Origin of the sequence: Oceaniradius stylonematis (genome assembly GCF_003149475.2) — a bacterium.
GTDB classification, from domain to species: Bacteria; Pseudomonadota; Alphaproteobacteria; order Rhizobiales; family Rhizobiaceae; genus Roseitalea; species Roseitalea stylonematis.
Genome location: NZ_QFWV02000005.1, coordinates 32,434 through 48,710, shown reverse-complemented (window position 1 = coordinate 48,710; position 16,277 = coordinate 32,434). Strand labels below are relative to the sequence as shown.

At 63.9% G+C, this 16,277-nt stretch carries 18 protein-coding genes and 1 pseudogene; 9 read left to right on the top strand and 10 right to left on the bottom strand.

All coding sequences use genetic code 11. From position 1 onward, the window contains the following. Positions 1 to 23 precede the first annotated feature (23 nt). The 4 genes from DEM25_RS09205 to DEM25_RS09190 form a co-directional block, all read right to left on the bottom strand. A complete protein-coding gene (locus DEM25_RS09205) occupies positions 24 to 614 on the bottom strand; it encodes a histidine phosphatase family protein (protein ID WP_109766629.1) in 591 nt (196 codons plus the stop codon). Positions 615 to 651: 37 nt separating this feature from the next. Beyond that, positions 652 to 1,464 (bottom strand): enoyl-ACP reductase FabI, encoded by an 813-nt coding sequence (gene fabI, locus DEM25_RS09200; protein WP_109766630.1) that lies wholly within the window; start codon positions 1,462 to 1,464, stop codon positions 652 to 654. Between the two features lie 98 nt (positions 1,465 to 1,562). Continuing rightward, a complete protein-coding gene (locus DEM25_RS09195; protein WP_109766631.1) occupies positions 1,563 to 2,546 on the bottom strand; it encodes a DnaJ C-terminal domain-containing protein in 984 nt (327 codons plus the stop codon). A gap of 74 nt (positions 2,547 to 2,620) precedes the next feature. After that, positions 2,621 to 3,085 carry an RT0821/Lpp0805 family surface protein gene (locus DEM25_RS09190; RefSeq protein ID WP_158585221.1) on the bottom strand — a complete coding sequence of 155 codons (465 nt, stop codon included), beginning with the start codon at positions 3,083 to 3,085 and terminating at the stop codon, positions 2,621 to 2,623. 107 nt (positions 3,086 to 3,192) lie between these two features. On the opposite strand from DEM25_RS09190, the gene pdxH reads away from it, so the two are divergent. After that, on the top strand, positions 3,193 to 3,813 hold the full coding sequence (gene pdxH / locus DEM25_RS09185) for a pyridoxamine 5'-phosphate oxidase (RefSeq protein WP_109766633.1): 621 nt from the start codon (positions 3,193 to 3,195) through the stop codon (positions 3,811 to 3,813). Between the two features lie 5 nt (positions 3,814 to 3,818). Further along, on the top strand, positions 3,819 to 4,238 hold the full coding sequence (locus DEM25_RS09180; RefSeq protein WP_196780339.1) for a DUF1801 domain-containing protein: 420 nt from the start codon (positions 3,819 to 3,821) through the stop codon (positions 4,236 to 4,238). A 6-nt stretch (positions 4,239 to 4,244) separates the two neighbouring features. On the opposite strand, the gene DEM25_RS09175 is transcribed toward DEM25_RS09180, so the two are convergent. Then, positions 4,245 to 5,006, bottom strand: coding sequence for an ABC transporter permease (locus DEM25_RS09175; RefSeq protein ID WP_109766635.1), 762 nt, complete (start codon positions 5,004 to 5,006; stop codon positions 4,245 to 4,247). After that, positions 5,003 to 5,947 carry an ABC transporter ATP-binding protein gene (locus DEM25_RS09170; protein ID WP_109766636.1) on the bottom strand — a complete coding sequence of 315 codons (945 nt, stop codon included), beginning with the start codon at positions 5,945 to 5,947 and terminating at the stop codon, positions 5,003 to 5,005. Before DEM25_RS09170 ends, DEM25_RS09175 begins: the two co-directional genes overlap by 4 nt. 283 nt (positions 5,948 to 6,230) lie before the next feature. On the opposite strand from DEM25_RS09170, the gene DEM25_RS09165 reads away from it, so the two are divergent. The 4 genes from DEM25_RS09165 (at position 6,231) to DEM25_RS09150 (ending at position 8,791) form a co-directional block, all read left to right on the top strand. Further along, positions 6,231 to 6,596, top strand: a complete 366-nt coding sequence (locus tag DEM25_RS09165) for a helix-turn-helix domain-containing protein (protein WP_109766691.1) — start codon at positions 6,231 to 6,233, stop codon at positions 6,594 to 6,596. A gap of 228 nt (positions 6,597 to 6,824) precedes the next feature. Further along, positions 6,825 to 7,388: a hypothetical protein gene (locus DEM25_RS09160; RefSeq protein WP_109766638.1), complete on the top strand. Its 564-nt coding sequence runs from the start codon at positions 6,825 to 6,827 to the stop codon at positions 7,386 to 7,388. Between the two features lie 54 nt (positions 7,389 to 7,442). Beyond that, complete coding sequence (locus DEM25_RS09155) at positions 7,443 to 8,498, top strand: GGDEF domain-containing protein (RefSeq protein ID WP_158585220.1); 1,056 nt, start codon at positions 7,443 to 7,445, stop codon at positions 8,496 to 8,498. Between the two features lie 83 nt (positions 8,499 to 8,581). Next, positions 8,582 to 8,791 (top strand): hypothetical protein, encoded by a 210-nt coding sequence (locus DEM25_RS09150; RefSeq protein WP_109766640.1) that lies wholly within the window; start codon positions 8,582 to 8,584, stop codon positions 8,789 to 8,791. A 9-nt stretch (positions 8,792 to 8,800) separates the two neighbouring features. Here the strand turns inward: DEM25_RS09150 and DEM25_RS09145 are convergent, their stop codons facing one another. Together DEM25_RS09145 and DEM25_RS09140 are read right to left on the bottom strand one after the other, a co-directional pair. Continuing rightward, positions 8,801 to 9,535 carry an ABC transporter permease gene (locus tag DEM25_RS09145; RefSeq protein WP_109766641.1) on the bottom strand — a complete coding sequence of 245 codons (735 nt, stop codon included), beginning with the start codon at positions 9,533 to 9,535 and terminating at the stop codon, positions 8,801 to 8,803. Beyond that, positions 9,535 to 10,443 carry an ABC transporter ATP-binding protein gene (locus tag DEM25_RS09140; protein ID WP_245412845.1) on the bottom strand — a complete coding sequence of 303 codons (909 nt, stop codon included), beginning with the start codon at positions 10,441 to 10,443 and terminating at the stop codon, positions 9,535 to 9,537. The genes DEM25_RS09145 and DEM25_RS09140 overlap by 1 nt, the downstream gene beginning before the upstream one ends. Before the next feature lie 24 nt (positions 10,444 to 10,467). On the opposite strand from DEM25_RS09140, the gene DEM25_RS09135 reads away from it, so the two are divergent. Then, a complete protein-coding gene (locus tag DEM25_RS09135; protein ID WP_109766642.1) occupies positions 10,468 to 11,325 on the top strand; it encodes a LytTR family DNA-binding domain-containing protein in 858 nt (285 codons plus the stop codon). 34 nt (positions 11,326 to 11,359) lie between these two features. Here DEM25_RS09135 and tldD read toward each other — a convergent pair whose 3' ends face one another. After that, a complete protein-coding gene (tldD, locus tag DEM25_RS09130; RefSeq protein WP_109766643.1) occupies positions 11,360 to 12,778 on the bottom strand; it encodes a metalloprotease TldD in 1,419 nt (472 codons plus the stop codon). Positions 12,779 to 12,869: 91 nt separating this feature from the next. Next, on the bottom strand, positions 12,870 to 13,400 hold the full coding sequence (locus DEM25_RS09125) for an invasion associated locus B family protein (protein ID WP_245412844.1): 531 nt from the start codon (positions 13,398 to 13,400) through the stop codon (positions 12,870 to 12,872). A gap of 328 nt (positions 13,401 to 13,728) precedes the next feature. On the opposite strand from DEM25_RS09125, the gene coxB reads away from it, so the two are divergent. Both coxB and DEM25_RS09115 read left to right on the top strand, forming a co-directional pair. Continuing rightward, entirely contained in the window at positions 13,729 to 14,604 is an 876-nt protein-coding gene (gene coxB, locus DEM25_RS09120) for a cytochrome c oxidase subunit II (protein WP_109766644.1), read from the top strand. 35 nt (positions 14,605 to 14,639) lie between these two features. After that, a pseudogene (locus DEM25_RS09115) lies at positions 14,640 to 16,224 on the top strand (cytochrome c oxidase subunit I). Positions 16,225 to 16,277 lie beyond the last annotated feature (53 nt).

The following is a 16,277-nucleotide window of genomic DNA, read 5'->3' as shown; positions in this document are numbered from 1 at the left end:
GCCGCGCTGCGATGCAAAGCCGGTCAGCGCAGCCAGCGGCCCCGGTTTCCGTCAAACCGGTAGATATTGTCCTGGGGAATGCGGCCCCGCGCGGCGGCATCGCCTTCAATGGCCTCGAGCAGATGGCGTGTGCCGCGAATGATGCCGCCATGGGTAACGATCAGGCTGGGTCCCTGCAGGCGCTCGAGAAAGCGTCGAACACGGTCGACGGCGATCGCATAGCTCTCGCCGCCAGGCGCAACGAAGTTCCATTTGTCAGCCTCGCGCGCGGCAACCAGATGCGGCACCTCGTCGCGCAGAGCTTCCAGCGTGTGGCCTTCCCAATCGCCGAACGTGACCTCCTTGAGATCGTCGTCGAGCGCGTAGTCGCCGGGCGCCATGCCAAGCCCTTCGCGCAGGACCTCCATGGTCGTGCGCGTGCGCGACAGCGGGCTTGCCACAAAATACCAGCCCGACCAGTCGTCGCGCTCGGCGCGCAGCATATCGGCATAGGCGGCCGCCTGCGCGAGTCCGGTTGGGTTGACCGGAATGTCCATCTGTCCCTGAAACCGCTGCTCGCGGTTCCAGTCCGTCTCGCCATGGCGGATCATGTAGAACGGATGGGCAGGTCTCATGTCGGTCGCGGCAAGGTCGCCTGCCGTTTCGCCATCGCTATTGCTTGGTGATGTCGGGTGCGTCGACGGCCTTCATGCCGACGACGTGATAGCCGCTGTCGACATGGTGCACTTCACCGGTAACCGACCGCGACAGATCGCTCAGAAGATAGAGCGCGGCATCGCCAACCTCGTCGATGCTGACGGTCCTGCGCAGCGGCGAATTGTATTCGTTCCATTTCAGGATGTAGCGGAAATCGCCGATTCCCGAGGCGGCCAGCGTCTTGATCGGCCCGGCCGAAACGGCATTGACCCGAATGCCCTGCGGGCCGAGATCGACCGCCAGATAACGTACGCTTGCTTCCAGCGCCGCCTTGGCGACGCCCATCACATTGTAGTGGGGCATGACCTTTTCGGCGCCGTAATAGGTCAGCGTAAGGATCGACCCGCCATTGGTCATCAGCGGTTCGGCGCGGCGCGCAAGATCGGTCAGAGAGTAGACCGAGATGTCCATCGACCGGTTGAAGTTCTCGCGCGACGTATCGACGTAGCGGCCGGTCAGTTCATCCTTGTCGGAAAAGGCAACGGCATGGACCAGAAAGTCCAGCCGGCCCCATGTCTTCTCAAGATGGGCGAAGACGGCATCGAGCGATTCCGGTTCGGTGACATCCAGATGCCCGGCCACCAGCGCGTTGAGTTCCTGGGCGAGCGGCTCGACACGCCGGCGCAGCGCATCGCCCTGATAGGTCAGGGCGAGCTCCGCCCCATGGGCGGCGCAGGATTTGGCGATTCCCCAGGCGACCGACCGGTTGTTGGCAAGGCCGATCACCAAGCCGCGCTTGCCCTTCATCAGGCCCGAACCCATGCTCATAAAAACGGCTCCATGCGCCTGTCATGTCAACGACCGGGCATATCGCACGAAGGTCATGGCGCTTCAAGGCGCAATCGGAAGTGTGCGCCGGGGCTGGCTCAGCCCTTTGCGGCCTCGTCGGCAAAGAGCTGTTCGAGCGCCTCGCGGTCGGTTTCGTCCAGGGCAATGCGCACAACGGCGAAAAGATCGCCGCGCTTTCCAGACTTTTGCGGCAGGCCGCGACCGGGCACGCGCAGCGACTGGCCCGACGAGGTCCAGGGCGCGATCTTGACCGCGATCTTGCCGTCCGGCGTCTGCACCGGCGCCTTGCCGCCGCGCACGGCGGTCTTCAGATCGATGTCGGTGTCGACATGGATCGCATGACCATCGATCCGCATGCCGGGCTCCGGCCTGATGCGCACCTTTGCCAACACATCGCCGCGATGGCCCGCGGGGCCGGTTTCCCCCTGGCCCTTCAGGCGGATGATCTGTCCATCCTGCACGTTTTTGGGAACGGTCACGGCGATGGTGCGCCCGTCCTTCAGCGCAAGCTTGGCCTGGCCGCCATTGATGACGTCGCGCACGGGCACCGCCAACGGCATCTCGATGTCGCGGCCTTTCGGCGGCGCGGCCCGGCCCTGGCGCGCGCGTCCGCCTCCCGGCGGATCGCCGAACATCGTCTCGAACTCGGCCTGTGAGAAGGTTCGACGGGGTCCGCCGGCCTGCGCGCCACCAAAACCGCCACCAAAGACCGTTTTGAGAATGTCCTCGGCGTCGAAGCCGCCGGCATGCGCCTGGCCCCGCGCCCGGCCGCCGAACAGGTCATCGAACCCGTCGGCGCCGGTAAAGCCGTTGCCGCCGGGATAGCCCTGGAATGTCTCGCGCCCCTCGGCGTCGATCTCGCCGCGGTCGAACTTCTTGCGCTTGTCGGCGTCGCCGACGATCTCATAGGCGCGCGAAGCCTCCGCGAAACGCTCCTTGGCCTTCGCGTTGTCCGGATTGGCGTCCGGATGAAATTGTTTCGCCAGCTTGCGGAAGGCGGATTTGATCTCCGCCGCGCTCGCCGTCTTGGAGACGCCGAGAACCGCATAAGGATCGCGCATCAATCCCTCCAATGTCAGTCGTCTGCGTCGATATGGGGAATGGAGCGGCCGAATTCCAGCCTGAAAAGCGGGACTTAGCCGGCGTCTCGCAGGGTGCCGGCTGGCGCCAGACTGCGCGTCCACCAGCCGGAACGGGGATCGAGGCACACTTCGCCCCGATAGAGCGTCACACCGTCATATGCGTTTCGGGTCGCCGAGAACCGGCGGCATGTCTGACCGGCCAGTTCGCCCTGGCTGATCTCGGTAATCGTACCGCTCGATCCGGTGGCGGCGCTCGCCCAGGGCAGCGCGCCATCGTTCAGTTTTCCCAGATCGGCGGTCGTCACGGCAAGACGGATCGTGTCCTCGTCGATCAGCCGGTCCGTGTCGCCCGGATCGCCGGCACGCTGTGGCGCGAACGGGTCTGTGGCGATCGATGGTGCGGGATCGGCGAGCGAAATGGCGCTGGTGGAGATGGCGTCGTCAATGGGATTGCCGCCAACGGCGCAGCCGGCCAGCGCCGACAGGGCAACGACCGCAGCGGCGCCATGGCCGATCACGGCGGAACGCGCCTTGACAGCCCGCGCGCGGGCCGTGAATTTGCAGCTGAAACGATACCGAGCGGTCAAAACCGCGACCCCGACAAACCCCACACCAGAGACCGATCATGCCCGAGGCCCGGTTAACAGAACGTGATCCCGCCATGGAAGCCGACCCGTTCGGCCTGTTTGCGGACTGGCTGGCGGAGGCCGGGAAATCCGAACCGAACGACCCGAACGCACTGTCGCTGGCAACGGCCGACGAGCACGGCCTTCCAAATGTCCGGATGGTGCTCTTGAAGGGGTTCGACGAGAGCGGTTTCGTCTTCTACACGAACTTCGAAAGCCAGAAGGGCGCCGAACTGCTGGCCAACCGGCAGGCGGCCATGTGCTTTCACTGGAAGAGCCTGCGGCGCCAGGTGCGCCTGCGCGGCCCGGTCACGGTCGTCGACGACGAAGAGGCCGATGCCTATTATGCGTCGCGGCCGCGCGGCAGCCGCATCGGCGCCTGGGCTTCGCGCCAGTCTCGCCCGCTCGAGAGCAAGTTCGCGCTCGAAAAGGAAGTCGCCCGTTTCACCGCCAAATACGCCATCGGCGACATTCCGCGCCCGCCGCACTGGTCGGGCTTTCGCCTGTCGCCGACCTATGTCGAATTCTGGAAGGACGGCAAGTTCCGGCTGCACGACCGTTTCGTCTTCACGCGCGACGACGAGGGCGCCGACTGGCGGACCGCGCGCTTCTATCCGTGAGCGAGATGAAGACGCGGCCGACCGGCGCTTCGGTCGATGCGTTTTTGGCATCGGTCGAAAATGCTGGCCGGCGCGAGGATGCGGCAACGGTTCTGGACATGATGAACCGCGTCACCGGTGCGGCACCGATAATGTGGGGCGACAGCCTGATCGGCTATGGCAACTACGAATATGCGCGCGCCGACGGCAGCCGCCACCGCTTCTTCCTGACCGGGTTCTCGCCGCGCAAGGCCAACATGGTCGTCTACGCGATGACCGGCCTGAAGAACCATTCCGATCTGCTCGAACGGCTCGGCCCGCACCGGCACTCGGTCTCGTGCCTCTATATCGGCCGGCTGAAGAACATCGATCTGGGCGTGCTCGAACAGATCGTCGCATCGGACCTAGCGGCCATGAAGCGGCTTTATCCAGCCCATTCGCTGTGAAGCCGCTCAGCTCTTCAGCCGGTAGCCCGTCTTGAAGATCCACCAGATGATCGTGCAGCACACGGTCAGGAACACCAGAATCGCGAGGATCGAGATCATTGGGCTGACATCGGAAATCTCGTAAAAGCTCCAGCGGAAGCCGCTGACAAGATAGAGCACCGGATTGAACAGCGTCACCGTCTGCCAGAAGTCCGGCAGCATGGATATCGAGTAGAAGCTGCCGCCCAGAAACACCAGCGGCGTGATCACCAGAAGCGGCACGATCTGCAGCTGGTCGAACCCGTCCGCCCAGATGCCGATGATGAAGCCCAGCAGCGAGAAGGTGACCGCCGTCAGCACGAGGAAGAACAGCATCCAGAAGGGATGGGCGATCTGCAGGTCGACGAAGAGCGTCGCCGTTGCGAGGATGATCGCGCCAAGGATCAGCGACTTGGTTGCCGCCGCGCCCACATAGCCGCACAGGATCTCGAATGCCGAAACCGGCGCCGACAGGACCTCGTAGATCGTGCCGGTGAATTTGGGGAAATAGATGCCGAAAGCGGCGTTGGAAACGCTTTGGGTCAAAAGCGACAGCATGACGAGACCGGGCACGAGAAACGCGCCGTAGGACACGCCGTCGATTTCCTGCATCTGCGAGCCGATCGCCGCACCGAAAACGATGAAATAGAGCGATGTCGACAGCACGGGCGAGACGACGCTCTGGCCGATCGTGCGCCACATGCGCGCCATCTCATAGCGGTAGATCGCCAGTATCGCGCGGCCGTTCATGCCTGCTCCCTGACGAGATCAACGAAAATGTCTTCCAGCGAACTCTGGTGTGTCGAAAGATCGGCGACGCGGACGTCTGCTTCAGCAAGGCCTGCGAGAAGGCGCGTGATGCCGGTGCGCTCGGCGCTGGTGTCGTAGCTGTAGGTCAAAACCGAGCCGTCCTCGGACAGATCGAGCGCGCCCGTGAAAGCCGACAGATTGTCGGGAATACGGGTCAGCGGGGCGTGCAGGTCAAGACGCAGCGACTTCTGTCCCAGCTTGGTCATCAGTGCCGCCTTTTCCTCGACGACGATGATCTCGCCCTTGTTGATGACGCCGATCCGGTCGGCAATCGCTTCGGCTTCCTCGATATAGTGCGTCGTCAGAATGATGGTCACGCCATCGGCGCGCAATTGCTCGACCACCGCCCACATGTCCTTGCGCAGTTCGACATCGACGCCGGCGGTCGGCTCGTCCAGGAACAGGATACGCGGTTCGTGTGCGAGCGCTTTGGCGATCAGCACCCGGCGTTTCATGCCGCCCGAAAGCTGCATGATCCTGTTGTCTTTCTTGTCCCACAGCGACAGGTCCTTGAGGACCTTTTCGATATGGGCCGGATTTGCCGGTTTGCCGAACAGGCCGCGCGAGAAGGAGACGGTCGACCACACGCTCTCGAACGCGTCCGTCGTCAGTTCCTGCGGAACCAGCCCGATCAGGCTGCGCGTCTTGCGGTAATCGTCGACGATGTCGTGGCCGGCCACCGTCACCGTGCCCGACGAGGCGTTCACGATCCCGCAGATGATCGAGATCAGCGTCGTCTTTCCGGCGCCGTTGGGGCCGAGCAGCGCGATGATCTCGCCATCGACAATGTCGAGATCGACGCCCTTGAGCGCCTGGAAGCCGTCCTCATAGGTCTTGGTGACCGACTTTGCCGATATCAGGATTTGGTCTTGGCTAGTCATGATCGCGGCCGTTGGGAGGATGCGCAGCGGACATAGACCGTTTGCCGCCCATTGCAACCCATGGCCCGTTGAGACCGGAACCGCGGACGGTGCCCGGTCCGCGATTGGACATAATGCCCGAGGCGATGTTAGCACCCGGTCTCGGCATGCCTGCCGCCTGTCTTTGGTTGCTAACGGTCATGTGCGTGTCGCAATCGGACATGCCCGACCGCACCGTCCGTCCAATGATCCCCGCCAGCCCGCAATGGAGCACCAACCCATGATGTCGCCGTTTGAACCCAGCATGAATGCCGATGCAGACGGTGCCGGCATGGATGACACGCTCGGTGGCCGCATCGTTTCGGCGCGCGAGACGGCTGGATTGACAACGGCGCAATTGGCACGGCGGCTGGGGGTCAAGTCCGCCACGCTGCAGAACTGGGAAAGCGACCGTTCCGAACCTCGATCCAACAAGCTGTTCATGCTGGCCGGACTGTTGAACGTGTCGCCGACATGGCTGATCAACGGGCTGGGCGAGTCGCCCGGCGAGGCGCCGCCGGCAAGGTCCGACGTCATGCTCGCGCGCGAACAGTTGATCGAATTGCGCGGCCAGGTGGAAAAGCTGACTGGCAGCATCGATCAGGTTCTGGCCCGCCTCGACGGCATGTGAAACCCGCACGACGGCCGCCAGATGACTGAAATTTGACGGCATTTTACGCTTCCTTAAGACGACCCGCATAGCGTTTGGTCAGTGGGGACAACGGCCTGCATTCCGCAGGATGGACGCGATGCCTTCGGGCAGCGCGCTCGCGGAATCGATGCCGGTGGTTTTCCAGCCGGGGCGGCGCATCTGCAAAGTGGCCGCCTGTCGTTCGTTCGGTCTGCAAGGTGGGCTTACATGGCCGGTAAAGGTGGCAAGAAGAAAGACGCGTCGGACGCGCCGAAAAAGGCCGGTTCGGGCAAGCTTCTTGCGCTCGTCCAGATGGTCTGCGCCGTTCTGGCGGTTCTATCGGCCGCAGTCCTCGCACTGGGCGCGTTCAATGTCGGATCGGCTGCACTGGCCGACACGTTGCATGCGATCGCTCTCGTCCCGATCGCGCTTCTCGTCATCTGCGGTTTCGCCGTCATATTCACCGCGTCGGGCGTTCGAGCCGGCGAACTGCGTCGTCTGGAAGAACAGCTTGCCGAGATGGAGGCCCGGCTTGACGGCCGCGTCGCCGAGGCCGTGGCCAAGGTCGATACCCATATCGGCGACGACTATCAGGCCGTGCGCGAGAACAACAAGCTGCTTCAGGAAAAGCTCGAACAGTTCCAGCAGGCCGAAAAGAACAAGATGGTCGAGGAAATGGACAAGCTGCGGGCTCTGAACGGCGAACTCGAAGAGCAGATCAAGAAATGGGCGATCGGCTCGGTCGATCAGCTCGTCTCCGAACCCGGAACCGAAGGCATAAAGGTCGCGTGATCCCGTTCCAAGTGAGGATCACGACGTCCAGTCATGATTGAAAGCGCCAAAGCGATGTCAGCACGTTCGACCGCAAAATCCGCAGCCGCCCGGCCTGCTTCGGGGACGAACGACGATCCGTTCCGCTTCGCCGCCGAAGCGCTGAGCCTGGCCGAAGCGCACGGCACGCCGCCCGAGCCAGACACGTTCAAGGTCTGGTACACCTACGCCGCCGGTTCGAGCCTGGTGCTCAACGAGCGCATCGAAAGCCTGATGGCCGGCGGCGCAAAGCCCAGCGTCTACGATCTGTCGGCGCTCAACGGCGAAATCATCGAGGCCGACACGAATGGCGACATCGCGCGGATGCAGGCCGACGAGGGCCTGCGCAAGGAAATGGAGGAGGTACAGACCTTCATCCGCTCCTATCTGCAGACGACCGAGCGCTACGAGGGCGCGATCGACAACACCACCAAATCGCTGAGCGAGGCATCGACCGCCGCCGAGGTCGAAACCGTGATCGCGCTGATGATTCGCGAAAACCAGCGCGTTCGCGCCCAGACCCAGCAGCTCTCGGCAAGCCTGCGCGAGACGCAGGAAGAAATCATTCGCCTGCAGGACAAGCTCAGCCAGTCCCGCAGGGCGGAGATGCAGGACCCGATGACGGGTCTCAACAATCGCCGCTTTTTCCAGCACGCCATTGCCTCGGCATTGGCGCATGCCGAAACGTTCAGGCAGCCGATGAGCTTCGCGATTGCCGACATCGACCACTTCAAGTCGGTCAATGACCGCTTCGGCCACCAGATCGGCGACGAGATCCTGAAGTTCGTCGGCACGTTCATCAACAGCAAGCTGAAAGAGCACGGCACGGTGAGCCGCTATGGCGGCGAGGAATTCGCGATCATTCTGCCCAACATCACCATCGAGACGGCGCGGGCGCTGCTCGAAGATGTCAAGGAAGGGATTGCAGGCGCGCGCCTAGTCACCTCAAAGACAAACAAGCCGATCGGCACGGTAACCGTGTCGTTCGGCGTGTCGAACTGGGCCGATGGCGACGATATCGACACGCTGTTCGAGCGCGCCGACCAACAGCTCTACGAAGCCAAGAGCGCCGGCCGCAACCTGGTGCGCTGACACCCCTTTGCTTTGACACTGGTCAATGACGGGCACTCGTGCTGTGGTCCATCTTGCAGGACGCAACGAGAGGACCGGCGGTCATGGCATTCGAGGGATTGATCACACGGCTGAACATGCTCTTTCAGGAGATGGAGAACCAGCCGGCGGATGCGACCGAACTGCTGATGCAGGTCCATCTCGAACTCGAGCAGATGAAGGCCGAGGGCCTGCCGCTGCCCCAGGATCTGGTCGATCTGGAGAAGCGGCTTGAGGCCGAGTTCACCAGACGCGGCGTGGACCGGCCGGCCTGAGCGGCCCGATCATCCGAACCGTGCGTGCCTGTCGCAACTGTAGGCAAGCCAGGTCAGCGCGAAAAAGCCCAACGTGAAAACCAGCAGCGCCGCGACGCTCGTGTGCGGAATGGAACGGCCATCGACCGCAGCCCATGCCGCCTCGCCCATGTGCCGCGTCGGCGTCCATCGCGAGATGGCGTCGATCTGCGGGGGCAGGGCGGGCGGCGGCACCCACAGCCCGCCAAGATAGGCCATGGGAAGGAAGATCAGGTTGGCCACCGCGACGACCGAATGCCGCGATGCGAGATAGCCGAGCGCCGTACCCATGAAGGTCGCCGGCACGGCAAGGATCAGGCAGACGGCAAGAAGCCGTGCCTGGGTGGCCGCGTCGATATGCAGGTCACCGACCAGACGTGCCGTCGCCAGTACGAGCGCGACGGCGGCGATCGAGAAGACCAGCGCGGCGCAAAGCCGCGCCGTCCATGACGCGAACGGCCGCGCCGGCAGGCTGCGCTGCCAGACGGCAAACGCGCTCTGGCGGTCCTCGGCGATGCTGACGCCGAACTGGAAGAACGCAACGCCGAGAACCGCATAGACCGCAAAAGATGCCGCCGCATAGACTGCGGCGATGCCGCCGCCGGCGTTTTGTGCGCCAAAGAATGCATAGAGCATGGCCGGGAACAGGATGGTCGGGACCCAGAAGCCGGGCTGGCGGAGAAGGCGCTTGAATGTCAGCGCCAGGTTGGCGCGAAGGATGGCCATCAGATCGTCCTTTCCATTTGCATCTGGGCAATGGTTTCTTTCAGGTCGAGCGGTTCGATGTGAACGTCCTGCAGGGCCGGCAGGTCGGCGATGAGGCGCCGGGCCAGGCCATCGCTGTCGGCTGAGACACCGCTCCAGCGCTGGCCCTCGCGTTGGAAGTGTTCGTCCAGCCAAGACGGCACGGGCGCGCTTTCGGCAATTCTGAAGCTGATCCGGTTGCGCCCGGCATTCCGGCGGATGTCGTCGAGCGTCCCCTCGAGCAAAAGCCGGCCGCGGTCGATCATCACGATCCGGTCGCAGATATGCTCGATCTCGTCCCAATGATGCGATGTCAGCAAGAGGCTGCCGCCGCTCTCGACATAGGCGCGCGCATAGGCCTTGAACATGTCCTGCCCACCGGTGTCGAGACCGGCGGTGGGTTCGTCGGCGAACACCAGGTCGGGATTGCCGACAAAGGCGAGGGCCAATGCGACGCGCCGCAACTCGCCGCCGGAGAACCCGTCCATGCGGCGGTCGACCAGCCGTTCCAGGCCGAACGCGGCGACAAGCTCGCCGACCGGCTGGGGCCGTTCGAAATGTGCGGCTGCGTAGGCCAGAACGTCGCGCGCCGACATCTGCTCGGGAAAGTCGGCGTTCTGGGGCGTGATGCCGACATGGCGGCGCGCCGCCACCGAACCGGCCGGATGGCCGAAGATTTCGGCCCTTCCTGTGTCTGCCCGTCTCAGCCCCTGCAGCAATGTCAGGGCGGTCGTCTTGCCGGCGCCGTTGGTGCCGATCAGTCCCAGCGCCTCGCCCCGGCGCAGCTCCAGGGAAAGGTCGGCCAGCGCTTCGATGCGGCCGAAGCGCTTGCCCAGGCCGCGCGCGCTGATCGCCGGAACCGTCGCGGTCCGGCCCGTCATCGCATCCATTGTTCATCCCCATGCAAATGGTCGATGCAGAGCGAAAACCATCGCGTTGCGCAGGCCCGCAAGACCGATTACGTGAACCGCATGGACAAGTTCGCGAACGACGGGCCGTTGGCGTTCACGCTGCGCGAAATGCATGGTCTCGGCCGCTCCGCCCGGTTCTGGGCCGTGCTGGCCGGCATCATTGCCATTCTCGGCCTTGCCGGTCCGTTCGACAGTTTCGGCACGATGTCGCTCGCCGAAAGGACGCTCTATTGGGCGCTGGTGGTTGTCGGCAGTTTCGCGCTTGGCCTGTTCGTCTCGATGCTGACGACGGTCACAGCCGAGGGGGCCGGCCTTTCGCCGCCGCTGGCGCTGCTGCTCGGTTCACTCACAGCCGCCCTGCCGATCGCCGCTTATAACGGTCTTGTTCAAGCGGCGTTTTTCGGCAGCGGCTTTCCGGCCGAGTTTGTCGAGGTTTTGCCCTATGCGCTGGCGATATCGGTGATCGTCGCCTTCACCTACCGCTATGCGCGTGGCGACGAGCCCGAACCGCAAGCCGTTGCGACCGCCGGAACAGGCGCGCCCGTACCCTCGGCCGTTCTTGAAAAACTGCCCCAGCGGATCGGCATGGACGTGATCTCGGTGCAGGCCCAGGACCATTATGTGAAGGTGACGACGCCGCTCGGATCGGCGCTCGTCCTGATGAAGCTCAGCCACGCAGAGCGCGACCTGACCGGCCTCGATGGTCTGCGCGTGCACCGCTCCTGGTGGGTGCGCAAATGCCATGTGCGGCGCCTGGTGCGCACCGACGGCAAGCTGCTCGTCGAAACCAGCGACGGATCATCCATTCCTGTCGGCCGCAAGTATCGCGAGCAGGTTCTGGCGCTGTTCGAGACCGGTTGAACGAGGCCGCGGGGCTTCGTGCCGCAGCGGGCGCTCAGGCTGCCTCGGTGCCGCCCACCGTCATCTGGTCCATTCTAAGATGCGGCTGGCCGATGCCGACCGGCACGCCTTGGCCGCCCTTGCCGCAGGTGCCGATGCCATTGTCGAGCGCCAGATCGTTGCCGATCATCGACACGCGGTGCATTGCGTCCGGCCCGTTGCCGATCAGCATCGCGCCCTTGACCGGATAGGTGATCTTGCCGCCTTCGATCTTGTAGGCCTCGGTACAGGCGAAGACGAACTTGCCCGATGTGATGTCCACCTGGCCGCCGCCGAACGAGACCGCATAGATGCCGTCATCGACCGAGGCGATGATCTCCTCGGGCCTCTTGTCGCCGCCGAGCATGTAGGTGTTGGTCATGCGCGGCATCGGCACATGCGCATAGGATTCCCGCCTTCCGTTGCCCGTCGGCTTCATGCCCATCAGCCGCGCGTTCTGGCGGTCCTGCATGTAGCCGACCAGCTTGCCGTCCTCGATCAGCACATTATAGCCGGACGGCGTGCCCTCATCGTCGATCGTCAGCGAGCCGCGGCGGGACTCGATCGTGCCGTCATCGACCACGGTCACGCCCTTGGCCGCCACCTGTTCGCCCATCAGCCCGGCAAACGCCGATTGCTTCTTGCGGTTGAAATCGCCTTCCAGCCCGTGCCCGACGGCTTCATGCAACATCACGCCGGGCCAGCCATTGCCGAGCACGATGTCAAACGTGCCGGCCGGCGCCGGGCGAGCCTCGAGGTTCACCAGCGCCTGGCGCAGCGCGTCGTCGGCGGCTGTTTGCCAGTTCTCGGTAGCGATGAAGTCGCCGAACGACTGGCGCCCGCCCATGCCGTGCGACCCGGTTTCCTGCCGGTCGCCCTCGCCGACGATCACCGAGACATTGACGCGCACGAGCGGACGGATGTCTTGGGCGAAATGGCCGTCGGCGCGCAGGATCTCGATCATCTGCCATGTGGCCGCCAGCGACACCGAGACCTGGCGGACGCGATCGTCCTTGCCGCGCAGATAGGCATCGATCTGCTGCAGCAGCTTGACCTTGGCCTCGAACGACGGCTCGCCGATCGGGTTCATGTCGCCGTAAAGCTTCTTGTTGGTGCGCGGCGGTGCGTCCGAATAGGTGCCGGAATGGCCGCGCGTGACCGCGCCGACCGCACCGGCGGCCCTTTTCAGCGCGGCTTCGGAAAGATCGTCCGATTCGGCATAGCCGACCGCTTCACCCGCCACCGCGCGCAGACCGAACCCTGAGGCTGTGTTGAACGAGCCGGTCTTCAGCCGCCCATTGTCGAACATCAGGGTTTCGGATTCGCGGTACTCGACGAACAGTTCGCCATCGTCGGACTGCCGCAAGGCGTCGGCGACAAGGGCCCTCAGGCGGTCCTCGGACATGTCGAAACGGGAAATCAGGCCGGTCTGCATGGCGGCGCCTTTCGGTAACGGGAACGATGCTGGAGCAGACATAAGGCGCCGGCGCCCCGGTTTCGAGCCCCGCCGCCAGCTCACCGGCAGGTCAGGGCAGCGCCTCGAACCCCTCGGTGAAGCCGCCGAGGTCCACCGGTATGCCGATGCCTTCCTCGGGCGTATCGAAGACGGTGAACGTCGCCTCGGTGCCCGCTTTCAGGCTGTTGAGCAACTGGTCTTCCAGGATGACCTCGGCATAGCATCCATCGGTGAAACAGCGCACGAAATAGGCCCGGCCCATATCGTTGCCGTCGATATGCAGGCCCAGGCCATTGGGCAGCAGCACGCCGAGCGGCACCTGGATGCGCAGGATCTGCGCGGTGCGGTCGGCAGTCTTGAAGGCGACCACCGACAGGCCGAGCTCGGGGCGGTCGTCGGCGACGACGTTCTGGATCAGGACGCACTGTTCGTTCTGCGCGCCCGCCGGCGTCGAGCATCTGAGCTGCCACCAGCCATATTCGCCGCGCACCGTATCCTGCTGGGCATGAACTGTGGACGGCAGCGCGACTATTGCCAGCGCAACAAGGGCCAGCGCGGCGATGCTGCGTGCAAAGCGGGAAATCCGGCGGAAAACAACCACGGCAGGGTCCTGTCTGTCGTCGCGAATCACATTGCGCCCGTTTTTACGACGCGCGGACGCCAATTGATACGGCGTCGCGCGTTCACAAATCGGTCCAACCGGGCGAAATAAAGGCGAAAGGCCGGGCGGCGGCGAAGATCCCATCCGATGAGGCAGGTCCGGCATGCCGCAGCCGCCAAACGCTGCCCCGGCGCCCGTGAGCGCCGATATGACGCACAATTAACCCACTGTCGCAGTTGCGGCGCGTCATTTATTATGGTTCTAAGCCGCCGAACTGGAAAGGGCAGTCAACGGCCTCCAGTGACATGTTGGGAGACGAAGCGTGTTGATGAAGACGACCCGCCGCCTGTGCGCCACAGCCTTTGCAACTTTTGCGGCGCCGATCGTGGCTTTTGCCGCGCAGCCCGAGCCCTGGCAACTGGGCTTTCAGCCGGCCGCCACCGGCATCATGGAAGAAATCGCCTGGTTCGAGCGCTACACGCTCGTTTTCCTCGTGCCGATCGTCTTCCTGGTTCTGGGCCTTCTCGCCTGGGTGATGATCCGCTATCGCGCCTCGGCCAATCCGGTGCCCTCGCGCGTCAGCCACAACACGACAATCGAGGTGATCTGGACCGTCGGACCGATCGTCATACTGATCCTTCTGGCCGTGCCGTCCTTCCAGCTTCTGACCAAGCAGTACTCGCCGCCCGGCGAACCGGCCATGACCGTCAAGGCCATCGGGTATCAGTGGTACTGGGGCTACGAATACCAGACCGAGGACGGCGAAGAGGTTGCCTTCGATCAGATTCTGCTGCGTGACGAAGACCGCGCCGGCCTGGGCAAGGAAGACGAGGCCGCTTATCCGCGCCTTCTGGCCGTCGACAACGAACTCGTCGTGCCGGTGGACACGACGGTGCGCCTGCTGGTGACCGCCGCCGACGTCCTGCATTCATGGACCATTCCGGCCTTCGGCGTGAAGATGGACGCCGTGCCGGGCCGTCTGAACGAGACCTGGTTCCACGCCGACCGCGAGGGGCTCTATTATGGCCAGTGCTCGGAACTGTGCGGCAAGGACCATGCCTACATGCCGATCGCGGTGCGCGTCGTCAGCGAGGCCGACTACGACGCGTGGCTGACTGCCGCGCGCGACGATCTCGATGAAGCCAACCGCACGCTGATCGCGACGATCGAGGCGCGCCGCACCCTGGCGAACCTCGCCGAGTAAGCTTGACCGTTTAGGATTTTTCAGGAGCCAATTTCATGTCGGACGCAGTGGCCCACGACGCCCACGACCACGGTGCCCCCAAGGGCTTCGTCAATCGCTGGCTTTTCTCGACCAACCACAAGGATATCGGCACGCTCTATCTGATCTTCGCGATCATCATGGGCGTGTTCGGCGGGTTCCTGTCGGTGATGATGCGCTGGGAACTGGCCGAGCCGGGCATCCAGATTTTCCACGGGCTGGCCTCGATGGTCTATGGCGTCGAGGGCGACGCGGCAATCGATGCCGGCAAGCAGATGTACAACGTGTTCACGACCGGCCACGGCCTGATCATGATCTTCTTCATGGTCATGCCCGCGCTGATCGGCGGCTTTGCCAACTGGATGGTGCCGATCATGATCGGCGCGCCGGACATGGCCTTCCCGCGCATGAACAACATCTCGTTCTGGCTTCTGCCGCCGGCTGCGATCCTGCTGGTCATTTCCATGTTCATGCCGTCCGCGCCCGGCGCCTATGGCGTCGGCGGCGGCTGGACCATCTATCCGCCCTATTCGACGACCGGCCAGCCCGGACCGGCGATGGATTTCGCCATCCTGTCGATCCACATCGCCGGCGCGTCTTCGATCCTGGGCGCCATCAACTTCATCACCACCATCTTCAACATGCGCGCTCCTGGCATGACGCTTCACAAGATGCCTCTGTTTGCCTGGTCGGTGCTGANATTTCGACACGGCCTTCTTCGATCCGGCCGGCGGCGGCGACCCGATCCTGTTCCAGCACCTGTTCTGGTTCTTCGGCCACCCCGAGGTCTACATCCTGATCCTGCCGGCCTTCGGCATCGTCAGCCACATCGTGTCGACCTTCTCGCGCAAGCCCATCTTCGGCTATCTGGGCATGGCTTACGCGATGGTGGCGATCGGTGTGGTCGGCTTCATCGTCTGGGCCCACCACATGTACACGGTCGGCCTGTCGCTCGACACGCAGCGCTACTTCGTCTTCGCCACCATGGTCATCGCGGTGCCCACCGGCATCAAGATCTTCTCGTGGATCGCGACCATGTGGGGCGGTTCGATCGAGCTGCGCACACCGATGCTCTGGGCCATCGGCTTCATCTTCCTGTTCACCGTGGGCGGCGTCACCGGGGTCCAGCTCGCCAATGCCGGCCTCGACCGCTCGCTGCACGACACCTATTACGTGGTCGCCCACTTCCACTACGTGCTGTCGCTCGGCGCGGTCTTCGGCATCTTCGCCGCCTGGTACTACTGGTTCCCGAAGATGTTCGGCTACATGTACAATTCGACCATTGCGCGCCTGCATTTCTGGGTGACGTTCGTCGGCGTCAACCTCATCTTCTTCCCGCAGCACTTCCTGGGTCTGGCCGGCATGCCGCGCCGCTACATCGACTATCCCGATGCCTATGCGGGCTGGAACATGGTCTCGTCCTGGGGATCGTACCTGTCGGCGATCGGCGTGCTGATCTTCCTTTACGGCGTGTTCGAGGCCTTTGCCCGCAAGCGCGAGGCAGGCGCCAACCCGTGGGGCGAAGGCGCGACGACGCTGGAGTGGCAGCTTTCCTCGCCGCCGCCCTATCACCAGTGGGAGCAGCTCCCGCGCATCAAATAGGCGCGATCACGCGCAGCGACCCGGCGCCCATGTGCCGGGTCGCGCAGAACAGG